The sequence below is a fragment of the Paraburkholderia sp. SSBN10T genome (assembly GCF_056619545.1).
This window is the reverse complement of sequence record NZ_JBWQQI010000001.1, coordinates 195,246-208,913: the sequence shown is the minus strand read 5'-3', so window position 1 is coordinate 208,913 and position 13,668 is coordinate 195,246. Positions and strand designations below refer to the sequence as shown.

Annotated in this window: 10 protein-coding genes and 1 pseudogene; 3 read left to right on the top strand and 8 right to left on the bottom strand. The window is 62.4% G+C overall.

Features of this window, described 5'->3' with window-relative positions:
* Positions 1 to 14: 14 nt before the first annotated feature.
* The 3 genes from tcuC to AC1ECK_RS00965 form a co-directional block, all read right to left on the bottom strand.
* On the bottom strand, positions 15 to 1,340 hold the full coding sequence (gene tcuC / locus AC1ECK_RS00975; protein ID WP_480314994.1) for a tricarballylate/proton symporter TcuC: 1,326 nt from the start codon (positions 1,338 to 1,340) through the stop codon (positions 15 to 17).
* Positions 1,341 to 1,428: 88 nt separating this feature from the next.
* Entirely contained in the window at positions 1,429 to 2,418 is a 990-nt protein-coding gene (locus tag AC1ECK_RS00970) for a quinone oxidoreductase family protein (RefSeq protein WP_480314992.1), read from the bottom strand.
* A gap of 58 nt (positions 2,419 to 2,476) precedes the next feature.
* The gene (locus AC1ECK_RS00965; protein WP_480314990.1) at positions 2,477 to 3,496 is read right to left on the bottom strand and encodes an ABC transporter substrate-binding protein; all 1,020 of its coding nucleotides are present in this window, start codon (positions 3,494 to 3,496) and stop codon (positions 2,477 to 2,479) included.
* Positions 3,497 to 3,784: 288 nt separating this feature from the next.
* Here AC1ECK_RS00965 and AC1ECK_RS00960 point away from each other — a divergent pair.
* Both AC1ECK_RS00960 and AC1ECK_RS00955 read left to right on the top strand, forming a co-directional pair.
* Positions 3,785 to 5,116, top strand: a pseudogene (locus AC1ECK_RS00960) (carotenoid oxygenase family protein).
* Positions 5,117 to 5,466: 350 nt separating this feature from the next.
* Positions 5,467 to 6,921 (top strand): DNA-binding protein, encoded by a 1,455-nt coding sequence (locus AC1ECK_RS00955; RefSeq protein WP_480314988.1) that lies wholly within the window; start codon positions 5,467 to 5,469, stop codon positions 6,919 to 6,921.
* 214 nt (positions 6,922 to 7,135) lie between these two features.
* Here AC1ECK_RS00955 and AC1ECK_RS00950 read toward each other — a convergent pair whose 3' ends face one another.
* Together AC1ECK_RS00950 and AC1ECK_RS00945 are read right to left on the bottom strand one after the other, a co-directional pair.
* Positions 7,136 to 7,546, bottom strand: coding sequence for a hypothetical protein (locus AC1ECK_RS00950; RefSeq protein WP_480314986.1), 411 nt, complete (start codon positions 7,544 to 7,546; stop codon positions 7,136 to 7,138).
* 111 nt (positions 7,547 to 7,657) lie between these two features.
* Positions 7,658 to 8,002, bottom strand: coding sequence for a MerR family transcriptional regulator (locus AC1ECK_RS00945; RefSeq protein WP_480314984.1), 345 nt, complete (start codon positions 8,000 to 8,002; stop codon positions 7,658 to 7,660).
* A 77-nt stretch (positions 8,003 to 8,079) separates the two neighbouring features.
* Here AC1ECK_RS00945 and AC1ECK_RS00940 point away from each other — a divergent pair, with 77 nt between their 5' ends.
* Positions 8,080 to 9,090, top strand: coding sequence for a zinc-dependent alcohol dehydrogenase family protein (locus tag AC1ECK_RS00940; RefSeq protein WP_480314982.1), 1,011 nt, complete (start codon positions 8,080 to 8,082; stop codon positions 9,088 to 9,090).
* A gap of 42 nt (positions 9,091 to 9,132) precedes the next feature.
* On the opposite strand, the gene AC1ECK_RS00935 is transcribed toward AC1ECK_RS00940, so the two are convergent.
* From AC1ECK_RS00935 to AC1ECK_RS00925, 3 genes are all read right to left on the bottom strand, one after another.
* On the bottom strand, positions 9,133 to 10,944 hold the full coding sequence (locus AC1ECK_RS00935; RefSeq protein WP_480314980.1) for an ABC transporter transmembrane domain-containing protein: 1,812 nt from the start codon (positions 10,942 to 10,944) through the stop codon (positions 9,133 to 9,135).
* A gap of 99 nt (positions 10,945 to 11,043) precedes the next feature.
* On the bottom strand, positions 11,044 to 12,954 hold the full coding sequence (locus tag AC1ECK_RS00930) for a S9 family peptidase (protein WP_480314978.1): 1,911 nt from the start codon (positions 12,952 to 12,954) through the stop codon (positions 11,044 to 11,046).
* A 124-nt stretch (positions 12,955 to 13,078) separates the two neighbouring features.
* The gene (locus AC1ECK_RS00925) at positions 13,079 to 13,570 is read right to left on the bottom strand and encodes a hypothetical protein (protein WP_480314976.1); all 492 of its coding nucleotides are present in this window, start codon (positions 13,568 to 13,570) and stop codon (positions 13,079 to 13,081) included.
* Between the last annotated feature and the right edge of the window lie 98 nt (positions 13,571 to 13,668).

Here is a 13,668-nt window from a genome sequence, read left to right as displayed (position 1 = left end):
TATCCCCAAAGCGTTCATGCCGTCTTGTAGTGCTCCCGCGCCTGCGTTGAACGGTACAGGACGAAGGTTGCGGTCACTCCGCACAGCGCGGCAAACGACATCCATGCGCCCGGCGAAGCCTTATCGCCCGTAGTATGAATCAGCCAGGTCGAAATGGCCGGCGTAAATCCGCCGATCACCGTAGCGAGACTGTACGCCATCGAGAACCCGGTGGTCCGCACATGCGCCGGCATCAATTCGGTCAGCGCGACGATCATGGCGCCGTTGTACCACGCGTAGAGCAGCGACAGCCACAGTTCGACCAGCAGCAGACGGCCGAACGACGGTTGCGCGACCATCCATTGCATGGCCGGATACGCGGTGAGAATCGCGAGCACGGTGCAGGCCAGCAGCACCGGACGGCGGCCGATCCGGTCGGACACGGCGCCTGCGATCGGCAGCCAGATAAAGTTCGAAACGCCGACGCACACCGTGACCAGCAGCGAGTCCAGCGACGACAGCTTCAGCACGACTTTACCGAAGGTCGGCGTGTAGGCCGTAATCAGATAGAACGAGGCCGTCGTCATGATGACGAGCCCCATGCCGGCGAAGATGAGCCCCGCATGCTGCACCATCGAGCGGGCGATCTCGCCCATGCCCGGACGATGGCGGCGCGCCGCGAACTCCTCGGTCTCCTGCAGCGAGCGGCGCACGTAAAACAGGAACGGCACGATCAGGCAGCCGACGATAAACGGGATGCGCCAGCCCCAGACGTTCATCTCGGAGGCGGGAATCAGGCGGTTCAGCAGCACGCCGAGCGACGCCGCAAACACCACGGCCACCTGCTGGCTCGCCGACTGCCACGAGCAATAGAAGCCACGGTTGCCTTTGGTCGCGATCTCCGAGAGATACACGGACACGCCACCCAGTTCGACCCCGGCTGAAAAGCCCTGCAATAAGCGGCCAAACAGGACGATGGCGGGTGCGACGAGGCCGATCTGCGCATAGCCCGGCACAAACGCCACGCACGCGGTGCCCAGCGCCATCAGCATCAGCGACAGGATCAAGCCCTTGCGGCGGCCGTGATGGTCGATGTATGCGCCCAGTACGAGCGCGCCGATCGGACGCATCAGGAAGCCGGCGCCGAATACCGACAACGCCAGCATCAGCGAGGCAAATTCGTTGCCGGTCGGAAAGAACGTGGCCGCAATTGCAGCCGCGTAATAGCCGTACACGGTGAAATCGTACATCTCGAGAAAGTTGCCGCTCGTGACGCGAAACACCGAGCGCAGGCGCGATTCTCTTGAGACGTCCGGTGCGGCCGCAGCCGCCGGTTGGCTCGACGAAGATAAGGATGACATAGTGACCTCAATGGTGAGGGACGAACCCGTCCCCGGTGGCTCTCGAGGCCACCGGACAAGGCTTCGTTACAGGTGAAAACGTGACGGATCAGCCGATCGTCATCACGGACTTGCCCAGTTGACGACGCGACTCCAGCGCTTCATGCGCGGCTTCGACGTTGTCGAGCGTATAGCGGCCGCTGATTTCGATCTGCAGCGTACCGTCCTGCAATGCCGCGAAAATCTCGTCGGCACGGCGCTGCACGGTGGCGGCATCCGCAAGATGATCCGCAAGACGTGGGCGCGTGAGAAACAACGAGCCGGCCTCACCCAGTTCGATTGGATCGAGGTCGTTCAGGGAGCCGGATACCGAGCCGTAGTTCACCACGAGGCCCCGGGTCCTGGTGGCCCGGAAGCTGTCTCGCAGGGTCGCGCGGCCGACGGCGTCGAACACGACGTCGACGCCGCGTCCGTGAGTCGCCTCGCGCACCTGCTCGGCAAAGCGACCCTCGTCATACAGCATCACGTGATCGGCGCCGTAGCGGCGCGCCACCTCGGCCTTCGCTGCGCTGCTGGTGGTGGCGTAGACCGTCACGCCGCGCCGCTTCGCAAGCTGCACGAGCAACTGCCCGATGCCGCCCGACGCAGCGTGCACGAGGCAGGTGCTGCCGGCGCTCAACTGCGCGACATCCTCCAGCAGATAGTGTGCAGTCGATCCCTGGAAGATCGCCGCTGCGGCGAGATCGAACGGAATCGCCGCCGGAATGTGCGCGACGCGCGCCGCGGGCACAACGGCATATTCGGCATAGGCGCCCCAGGAGATGCACCACGCGACCCGGTCGCCGCGCCGGAACGAAGTCACGTTCGCGCCCGCCGCGACCACCTCGCCCGCGCCCTCCATCCCCAGCGTGCAGGGCAACCTGACCGGATAGGTGCGCGAGCTTTTGTACTTGCCTTGCCGCGTATGCACATCCATGAAGTTGATGCCCGCGTAGCCAACCCGGATCAGCACGTCATCGGGACCGGGCGCCGGGATGTCGAGATCGACTCGCTGCAGTACTTCCGGTCCTCCGTACTGTTCGATGCGTATGGCCTTCATAGGTCTTGTCCCCTTTCTTGATGCATGTTCGTGCGTGACCCTTTGCCCGCGCCGCTCGTCAGCGAGCCGGCATGGCATTCGCCTCGTCGGCAAAGCGGTTGGTGTAGGTCCGCGCCAGGTCGACGTGACGCGGCAGGATCGTCGGGTCGACTGCGGCGAGCACGGACAGCACCGTCTGCGGCGCGCCGTCGGGCATCCTGCCGTCGCGCGAGAACGAGGGAATCGATGCCGCGAGCGCCTCGCGGTACAGCGGCTCGTTCGGCTCGACGAAGTTCTTCGGCAAGACAGCCATGATCTCGCTGGCGCTGTGCGTTGCGATGAAGGCAAGCGCACGTGTCATGGCACGCACGAGGTGCCGGGTCTCGTCCGGGTGGCTCGCAACCCATCTGCGCTGCGCATAAATACAGGAGCTGGCATACGGGCCGCCGAGCGCCGAACGCGTGCCCTCGACACTGCGCATGTCCACCAGCACCCGGGCGGCACCGGCGGCGAGCAGCTTCGATGCGGTCGGCTCTTCGACCATGCCTGCGTCGATCGAGCCTTTCATCATCGCGTCGAGGAAGCCGTTGTCCGGACCGAGCGGCACCACCGTATACGCGTTCGCAGCGAGGCCTGCCTGCTGCGCCAGATAGCGGCTCAGAAAATAGGTCGAAGCGCCGAACCCCGTCACGCCGAGTTTTCGGCCGCGGGCGTCCTCCATGCTCCGCATCGGCTGCGCAACCCTGGTCGACGCGAGTTCCGCGAGCCCTGCGGACTGGCCCAGTACGACGATCGCTTCGACTTCCAGGCCGCGGCTCTGCAAATCGATCGTATGGTCGTAGAAGCCCACTGCGCCCTGGATGGCGCCGGCGATCAGCTCGGTCGCGGTATCGACGCCGGCTGGTTCGGAAAGGATCTCGACATCGAGGCCTTCGTCGTGGAAGTAGCCGAGACGCGACGCCAGCGTGACCGGCAGATAGACGATCTTCGACGCGCCACCCGTCATCAGCGTCAGCGTCCCGGCATCGGCTTGAGGCGTCCAGAAGAGGATCGCACAGGCGCTCGAGACGAGCGCCATGATGCGGACGAAGGGTGGCATATGTGGGTGTCTCCTGTCGGCCAGAGTTGGCGCTTTAGCTGTCGATCAGAGTTAGCGCTTTAGCGCTTACTCTGATCCCATGCAAAGCTCTTACTCTGGTGCTGTGCTTGCCGTGGAGTATAAAAAACCGACGCCTTCTGCCTGCTTTCCATCTCGATCCAATGTTGTGAGTGTTTACCCTCGCCTTACACCCTTCTTCCGCTAGCGCCTTATTTATACCCGGATATTATTGACTTTATTTTTACCCGGATATAAATTACACCCCACCCTGACTCAGAAACAACCATCGTGGCTGCGTTAAACCTGAACGCCGGCGCCATCGCGCCGGTAGCGGACGAAGCGGACCTTGCCGATCTCCGCGTGACTGGAACGATTCCTCGCGAGCTGAACGGCGTGCTGCTGCGCAATGGCCCTAATCCACTGCGCGGCCTGTTCGCGGGAAACGACGTGCTGGACTGGTGGCCGGAAGACGCGATGCTGCATGCCATCGCGTTTAAAGAAGGGCATGTCACACGCTATCGCAACCGCTGGGCCCGCACCCAACGGTGGGCGCGCGTGCACCAACCCGGCCTTGCGCCGTCTCTGCTCGACACGAATCCGAACGTCAACGTGCTCCAGCATGCCGGCGAAATACTGGCGCTGGCTGAAGGCGGCCCTCCGCTCGCGATCAGCGCCGAACTCGAAACGCTCGGCGCGCCGCGTCGTCATCCGGGACTGGCCGGTGGCATGACCGCGCATCCCAAAGTCGATCCCTAGACGGGCGAACTCATGACCTTTCGAGCCGATTGGAAAAAGCCCTGGTTACGCTACGGGGTGACGGACGCGACAGGCAGGCAAAGCGCCAGCATCGAAATCGAACTGGCAGCCGCGTCGATGATGCACGACATGGCGATTACCGCGAGCCGCAGCATCCTGCTGGATCTCAACGTTGCTTACGATTTCTCGATGCTATCGCGCGGCTTTCGCATGCCATTGCGCTGGCATGACGAGCGCGCGGCACGCATCGGCGTCATCGACCGTCATGGTGACAACCTGCGCTGGTTCGATATCGCGCCGTGCTTTATCCAGCACGTGGTGAATGCCTACGATGCTGACGAGTCGACTGTCGTGCTGGACGTGGTGCGATATTCCCACTTCTTCCGGCTCGCGGGCCACGCGGCAGGTTTCGAGGACAACCCGCTCGGCGTGCTGTGGCGTTATGTCATCCATCTCGATAGAGGAACCGTAACCGAGCAGCAAAGGGATGATGCCGGCATCGAGCTGCCCCGGATTAATGAAAGCCGCACGGGTCGTTATTACCGTTTTTTCTACGCGGCGCAACAGCCGGCCAACACCGAGATTCGCGGCGTGGTTCGCTACGACCTCGAGCAAGGCTCGGTGCAGCAATATTCGGTTCCCGAAGGCGATCAGAACAGCGAACCGGTGTTTGTGGCCCGCCCTGCTGCTTCTACTGAAGACGATGGCTGGCTGCTCGTCTGCGTCTACCGGCAGGCGACCGATACGAGCGATGTGGTCATCCTCGATGCGCGCAATCTCGAAGGCGACCCGCTTGCAACGGTCCACCTGCCCCGCCGGATTCCCGCGGGATTTCACGGCGCCTGGGTAGCGCAGGACGGCTAAAGCGCAATAAGGGTGCGGGAGTTGGGGTCGGAAGTCGCTTAGGTAAGCAAACCACCGGCCCCGTTCCTCAGACATTACAAATAGAAAATTTCGGCCGGTAAGCTACCCCATCCATATGGCAATCCGGTGACTATTTTTTACTGCGCTTCGATGCCACATCGAAGTGTCGAAAGATTTAACGATCCGCTAAAGTATCGGCTCAACAGGCCGTTTACCGTTTACGTGGGCGGGCTACGCTCTGTTGGCAACTGCTTCGATTTCGCTCAACACGTGCACGATGGCGGCGGCGGCGCGCTCAGGACCATTGCAACAGTTGGCCAGCCGTATCGGTGTCCTATCAAAGGGTATTTATGAAAAGGGATGACGTCCTTGAGATCGCGAACCGTCTGAAGAACGAGGGTCGCGCAATCTCTCCTGTCACCGTTTGTCTGGAAGCATATGGCCAGTCCTTGCCGGAAATTGCGGAAACGCTCCAGCAATGGCGCGACGAAAGAATGACTCCCGTGGATGCGGGACTCGCGACCCTGCCGACACCTGAGGACTTCGGCGATGTGATGCGCGACGCCATCGAGCGTTGCTGGGCCGTCGCTCAAAAAGGAGTGCGCGGACAGGTCGATGCGGAAATGCGCGCACTCAGAGAGCGAACCGAACAGGCCGAGCGCGAAACCGGCATGCTGTATATCGATTTGACGCGCACGCTTCACGAACTGGAAGCGTACAAGCGCAAACTGGCGGAGTTCCAGCACTCGCCGGCCGGCGCGACGCGCTTGATCTCCGCGGTTGAAGAGAATCCCGTGCCTGCCATTGCTGAGAATTCCGCGGCAGCAGCCAGTGATGCGCCGGCTGAAGCAGAAAGCCATCTGTCAGCATTCGACGAGCCGGCGCCGCTCGTCGAGGAACACGCGCAGGAACACTTGCACGAAGCACCGCTCGACAACGACGCTTTGCACGAACACGCGGTATCGGAAGAGGCGGCGCTGGAAGACGTGATGCAAGAGCATGCTGCGTCGGAACATGCGGCGCCGGAAAACCAGATGCAAGAGCATGCTTTGCCGGAACATGCGGACCCGGAACATGCGGCTCAAGAACACGCGGTATCGGAGCATGCAGCGCCGGAACATTCCGTGTTGGAGCATGCAGCGCCAGAACACTCCGTGTCGGAGCACGCGCTACAAGATTCCACGCCTGACGCCCTGGCGTTCGGCGAGACCGAATCCGTGCATGCCGACATGTCGTTCGACGAACCTGCGCAGGCGCCCGCGTTCGAGCCGCACCTTCCCGTCGAATCCACCGAAGACTTTGCAGGTTTCGACCTGCAAGATCCGCTTGCCGCCGAGCCGGAGATCGCAAACGTGCCTAACGAACAACTGGCTTTGGTCGAGGCACGTGCTTCAGCAGCCGAGGCTCGCGTGCAGGAACTCGAAGCAGAGTTGGCGATCGCCGCTCAAGCCGCCCATATGCCGGTTGCCGATCCCAGCGCAGCCCACGCGGCACAGGAAGAAGCCGCACAACGTATCGCTGAAGTGGAGCAGGCATTCGCCCAGGAACGCCAGGCGTTGCAGACGAAGCTCGACGAGGCCATTCTGCATTGCGCACAATGGAAGCAACGTGCCGAGCAACTACGCGCCGACTTTACGCCGCTCAAGGAGCATGCTGCCTGGGTGAACGCGCAGTCGGTCGGCCGCAGCACGCTGTGTAGCAGACTGATTGTCGAATTGGCCCGGGTGAGTCCGGGTAATCCGTTGCTGCGTAAAGAAGTTCAGCAGCAAATCGTCGATCAGGCCGCGCAAACTCACGCGGGGTAATTGCGGCTTTCTGCAGCACTGAACGAGTTCATGAGATGGGCGCCCAAAGCGGGCGCCCATTTTTTATGTGACGCGGATTCATCGCAGGGGCCACTGACGCACGGCAAGAAGATCGTCAACATCGCGCTCGATCACGGATATGCCAGCCGGAGCACGTTTGCCGCGATGTTCAAACGGCACTTCGGCATTGCCGATCCGCGTTCCATAGCTGACGTTACGCCTGGCGCTGAACCACCCGGCCATCGGCGAGATCGATCTGCTCGCCGATCTTGAGCGCCTGAATCTGTTGAACCTGTTGTGCGGAAAAGCGGTGCTCGGGATCGAGAAACACGTGCATCGGATACACAAAGGTGCCTGGCTTCCAATAGCGGCGATCGAAGGTCACGGCAAACTTTTTCTCGACCTGCCGAACCGGATCGAGTGCGGCCAGCTTCGCGCGAAATTTGACAACATCTCCGCGGACCAGATCGCGTTGCGACGTCACAAGCTCCGCGATTTCGCTTGATGCACCGCTATCCGTCGTGAACCTTTCTGCATTGGCGACCGCGGCCTCGCCTGCCTCAACCAGCCCCTTCAACCAACGCTTCGTATCGGACAGCGCACTGTCTATCGTCGTATTTCCCATTTCTACCACCCGCTCAAGTTACCACCAGTCATGTCTCTGATTGTCGATCATTAGCCCTTCGATGTCGAATCCGCACAAGGCGCGCAGTGCGACCGACCACGAACCTGATCGTCACAAACCCTTTAGAAAGCCAGCCAGAATTTGACGACTCTGGCCAAGGACGTCCATGCGCGTATCGATCAGTTCGACCTGGCGATGCAGGATTGCGCGTAGTTCGGCGCATGGTTCGAAGGTTGGTTGCTCGCTGCGCACACATGGGAGCACCTGGCGAATGGTGTCGAGCGTCAGTCCCGCCGAACTCAGCAGGCGAATACGCGTGAGCGTTTCTTGCGCCGCCGCGTCGTAGTCGCGATAGCCGGCGCTGGTTCGCGCCGGTGCGAGCAGCCCCTCGGACTCGTAGTAACGCAACATGCGAACACTGACGCCACTTCGCCGCGACAGCTCACCTATTTTCATACGCGCCCCTTGACTCTAACAGTGCTGTCAGAGTTTAACCTAAGCAATATGACGTATGAAAACCGGAGAAAAACCGCATGCGAGCATACCGACTTACCCGGCGTAACGACGTGGTCGTGCCGGTACTATCCGAGGCAGCCATGCCGGTGCCGGGGGCTGACGAGGTTTGTGTCGAAGTGGCCGCTGCCAGCTTGAACTATCGCGACCTGCTGGTGCTGGAGAACGCGTTACAAGGCGGCTACGAGGGCCGCATTCCTTTGTCCGACGCGGCGGGACGCATTAACGCAATTGGCGAGCGAGTCACGAAGTGGCGCGTAGGCGACCGGGTTGTCGCCTCGTTCTTCCGGGACTGGCATACGGGTCCCTTTAAGTCCCGCTATATGTCCTCGGCGCTTGGCGGCAGCGTCACGGACGGTGTGCTCGCAGAAAGCGTCGTACTCCCGCAGGCGTCGGTAGTAGCGATACCGGAGCATCTTTCAATGGAGGAGGCGGCGACCCTGCCCTGCGCGGCTGTCACCGCATGGCACGCGCTCGTTGCGCGCGGCGGCCTGGGTCGAGGCGACACGCTGCTGGTACAGGGAACAGGAGGCGTGGCGCTATTCGCGTTGCAATTCGCACTCGCGAAGGGAGCCCGCGTTGTCGTGTTGTCGTCGTCGGATGCGAAACTGGAGCGCGCGAGACAACTCGGAGCGTCCGTTCTGATCAACTACCGGACCACACCGGAGTGGGACAAAGCGGTCATCGAGCAGACCGATGGAGAGGGCGCGACCCATGTGCTCGAACTCGGTGGCCCCGATACGTACGAACGCTCCCTGCGATCGCTGGCCGCCGGCGGCAAGATCGCACAAATTGGCGTACTGACCGGGTTCGGGCCAACCCCGAACCTTGCACGCTTGCAGAGCTTGAACGCGGATATCCTCGGCATCACTGTCGGATCGGTGGAGCATTTCTCCGCGATGAACGCCTTCATCGAAGAACAACGCCTCACGCCCATTCTCGATCGCGTCTTCGAGTTCGAGGATGCCGTCAGCGCCTATGAGCATCTCCGAACCGGGCAGCACTTCGGCAAGGTCGTCGTGCGGGTCTGACGGCTATTTGCGCTGCGCGAGCGTGCATCCCAGCTCGCGCCTTCACACCTGGTCGACACGGTCCTGTGCGGCGTCACGGTCTGTCGTCTGCCTCAGCGGCTCGCCGAACTGCAGCGCGGCAAGTTGGGCGTAGAGCGGCGAACTCTGCAGCAACTCGGAGTGACGTCCCTGCGCGACGATGCGCCCCTGTTCCAGCACGACGATCCGGTCGGCCTGCTGTACGGTCGCCAGGCGATGCGCGATGACCAGCGTGGTGCGGTTCTGCGCAGCGTTGTCGAGCGCGGTTTGCACAAGGCGCTCGCTGGCGGCGTCGAGCGCGCTGGTGGCCTCGTCGAGCAGCAGGATGGGCGGGTTCTTCAGGATCGCGCGGGCAATCGCAATGCGCTGACGTTGCCCGCCGGACAGCCGCACGCCCCGCTCGCCTAGAAACGTGTCGTAGCCTTGCGGCAGTGCTTCGATAAAGTCCGCTGCGGCAGCCATTTCAGCGGCTTGCCTGACCTGTGCGAGCGGCGCATCGGGCGCGCCGTAGCGGATGTTGTCGAGCACGCTGCCCGAAAAAATCACCGATTCCTGCAGCACCACGCCAATTTCGCGGCGCAAATCGGCAAGCGCCACCTGCCGCGTCGGAACGCCGTTGATCAGAATGTTGCCCGCCTGTGGGTCGTAAAAGCGCAGCAGCAGTTGAAACAGCGTGGTCTTGCCCGCACCGGACGGTCCGACCAGCGCAACATGCTCCCCTGCGCGCACATGCAGCGACAGGCCCGAGAGCGCCGCAATACCCGGGCGCGACGGATACGAGAAGCTCACATCGTCGAAACGGATCCCCTCGCCGCGTGCCGGCAGCGCGACAGTCGGCTCGGCCTGCACCACCGGCGAGCGCGCCGCCAGCAGTTGCAGCAAGCGCTCGGTAGCGCCCGCAGCGCGCTGCAAGTCGCCCCACACCTCCGCGAGTGCGCCGACCGCGCCGGCGGTGAACACCGCATAGAGAATGAACTGGGACAGTTGGCCCGCCGTCATGCGCCCGTCCATGACCTGCTGCGCGCCGAGCCACAGAACGAACACAATCGCGGCGAACACCAGCACGATCACCACTGCGGTCAGCCAGGCGCGGGCCCGGATCCGCGTGAGCGCCGTGTCGAAGGCCGTCTCGACCGCACCGGCAAAGCGCCGCGCCTCGAAGGGCTCCTGGGTGAACGACTGCACCGTCGGCATGGCATTGAGCACCTCGCCCGCCAGCGCGCTCGCATTCGCCACCTTGTCCTGGCTGGCGCGCGAGAGCCGCCGCACACGTCGTCCAAAGATGACGATAGGCGCCACCACCACGACCAGCGTGGCGATGATGATGCTCGACAGGACCGGGCTCGTCACCGCCAGCATCGCCACCCCACCCGTCAGCAGAAGGACATTGCGCAGACCCAGCGACAGGCTGGTCCCCACCACCGCCTGGATCAGAGTGGTGTCGGCCGTCAGCCGTGACAGCACCTCGCCGGTCTGGGTGGTCTCGAAGAACTGCGGACTCATGCCCAGCACGTGATCGTAGACGGCACGCCGCAAGTCGGCCGTGACCCGCTCGCCGAGCCACGATACCAGGTAAAAGCGCATCGCGGTGGCGCCGGCCAGCAGCAGCGATACGACGAATAGCGCGAGGAAATAGCGGTCGATGTGCGCGCGCTCGCCAGTGGCAAAACCACGATCGATCAGGTATTTGAACGTGACCGGCAGCGCCAGGGTCGCGCCTGCCGAGCTTACCAGCGCGAGAAACGCGAGTGCCCAGCGCCCTGCGTACGGCCGCAGGAAAGGAAACAGGGCAAACAGCGGAGCGATACGCGACGAACGCGGGACGGCATCTGACATGGGGATTTCCCGGCGGCTAGAGGATCATCCCGATTGTGCCAGTCCTGCGGGTTCGAAGGCGGAATACCGACGATGCCGGCACTCGCGCGGAGCAGCAGATCAGATATTCTCGATCGGCACCGGCTCAATCTTGTCGGCAGGTTCGAAGCCGAACACCTTGCCGTAAAAATACAGCTCGGCTTCCAGCGAATGCGTGATGTTCTCGGCGCGCTTGAAGCCATGCCCTTCGCCCTCGTAAAGCACGTGAGCAACCGGCAAATCCTTTGCACGCACAACCTGATAGATCGATTCGGCCTGGTTCGGCGGCACGACCTTGTCCTCCGAGCCCTGGAACAGAATCATCGCGCTCGACATCTGCTCCACGAAATGGATGGGCGAACGAGCCCGGTAGAGAGCCTGCTCTTCCGGATACTGGCCGACCAGTCTCAGCATGTAGCGCGATTCGAATTTGTGCGTGTCCTTCAGCAACGCTTCGAGGTCGCCTACCCCGTAATAGCTGGCACCCGCCTTGAAAAAATCGTGGAAGGCCAACGCGCACAGCACCAGATAGCCGCCCGCGCTGCCGCCACGAACGGCTAGTGCCTCCCCGTTTACGCGTCCCTGCCCGATCAGGTAACGGGCGGCATTGATTGCATCGTTGACGTCGGTGATGCCCCATTGTCCATCGAGCCGCTGCCGATACGCGCGGCCGTACCCGCTGCTGCCGCCATAATCGACGTCGACGACGGCAAAACCGCGACTGGTCCAGTACTGGATTGGCCACCTGAAGCCGGAATGGGTCGCCGAGGTCGGACCGCCGTGGGCAATCACGATGAGCGGCGGCAACGTGCCCGCCGGCCCTTCGAAGTCGGGGTTAGCCGGCGGATAGAAGAAAGCATGCGCGTGCAGACCGCCTTCGGTTGGAAAGCGGATCGGTTCGGCGACCGAAACGTAGCGCGCATCGACGTCGGTGCTTTGCGAGCTGCGCAGGACACGACAGGCACGAGTGGGCAGATCGAGTGCGATGATCGCTTCGCCGGCGGCCGGCGAACTGCCGATGAAGAGCGCCTGTTCACCATCGACCTGCAGGTCGCGCATCGTGCTGTAGGGCGTGGGGATTTCGTCGAACGCGCCGCTTGTCGGGTCGCACACCGCCAGATGCGTGGCGCCATCCTGCTCGTAAAGACAGACGATGCGGCCGTCTGCCGTGAAACCATAGGTTGTCGTCCCGAAGACCCACTGCGGCTTGCCGAATTCGGCCTCCTTCGGGTGAACCGCTTCGAGCGCGTCATCGATCTGCGTTGCGCCGGACGAATCGGCGCGCAATCGATACAGATTCCACCATCCGCTTCGGTCCGATACCACGTACAGATCGCCGGCCGGTGACCATGCCGGCTGGAACAGCGACTCGGCCTGGCCGCCCGCGACCCGGCGCGGCGTTCCGAGTGCGCCGTCGGCCGCGATTTGCGACACCCACAACTCTGTGCCGTCCCACGGCATGTTGGGATGATCCCAGGTCAGCCAGGCGAGCTGCGTGCCGTCAGGGCTTATGCATGGAGAAGAAAAGAAATCGTGGCCATCCGCAATCACTTCGGTCGCGCCGGTTGCCAGATCGACGCTGACCAGCGTATTGACCGGTTCATGGCCGCCTTCACGGTGGTCTTCGCACACGCCGATCAGACGTCCGCGGGCCGGATCGGCAATCAGATCCGCATAGCGCAGGCCGTCGGTCTGGGTCACCGCCTTCGGCTGGCCGGAGGCATCGAGCGTGTAGACGTGTTGATCGTTGAAGTTGCTGAAGAAGATGCCAGCCGTCGTAACCGCAAGGGCGCCGCCGCCGTACTCATGGACACGCGTTGCCGCATCGAACGGCGCGGCGGTCAGTTCTTCCACTTCACAGTCCGCACGAAGCCGGACGATCGCGTTTCTGCCTTTTTCCTGCGGACGTCCCTCAGTCCAGTAAATGCCCTCGGCGCCGAGACGGATCTGCCCCAGCCGTATTGTTGCCCCTGCAACCAACTGAGCGGTCACCGGCGATTTCCAACTGCCAAACGCCGCGGAGTGGGGTGATCCTGTTTTCGGGGAAGTGGCTGAAGAATTGGAATTCATGACTGAGCGGAAGGTAGGAGAAAGTGGGGAACGGCTGGTCAAACTGTTAGTTGTTCAGTTTCTTGCGGTCCGCCGCCCATCGAATCAATCGCGCATGGCGGTGCCGAAACAGAAACATCAATATACCCATCATCACGTGTCGCCAACCCGGTATCCATGCACCCGGTCGACGCAGTTCGAAGGTTAGCCGGTCATGAACCTCGCTGCCTCCGCCTGTGTCGCGGATCGTGCGTTCGTGCACCCACGTGCGAATTCCCAGCATGCTCGAGATTTCCTTGAACCGGTACTCGGGCCCGATCTCAGCCAGTGTAATGTCGTCAAAATCCACTGGTAGCACGCCAAGCGCAAGGAACCAGCTTCGGCCAAGGTACTGTCCACAAGGCAACTGGTCGATGGTCTTGCCCCGCAATTTGCCCGGGATCGTCATCCGCAGCCACGGGAATAGTTCGTCGTTGATGCCTTCCGGCGTTGTCACGTGGCGCCATGCGGCGGCTGCGCTTACGGGTAGCGTGGACTTTTGTTCGAAGGTCGATTTCATGCTGATTTCAGCGCTCCCCGGATACAGCGCCAGATGAATACCCAGTTGCGCAAGCCGCGAGCCCCGATCGTGGAAGCATCATGCGGCGCTACCGGAAG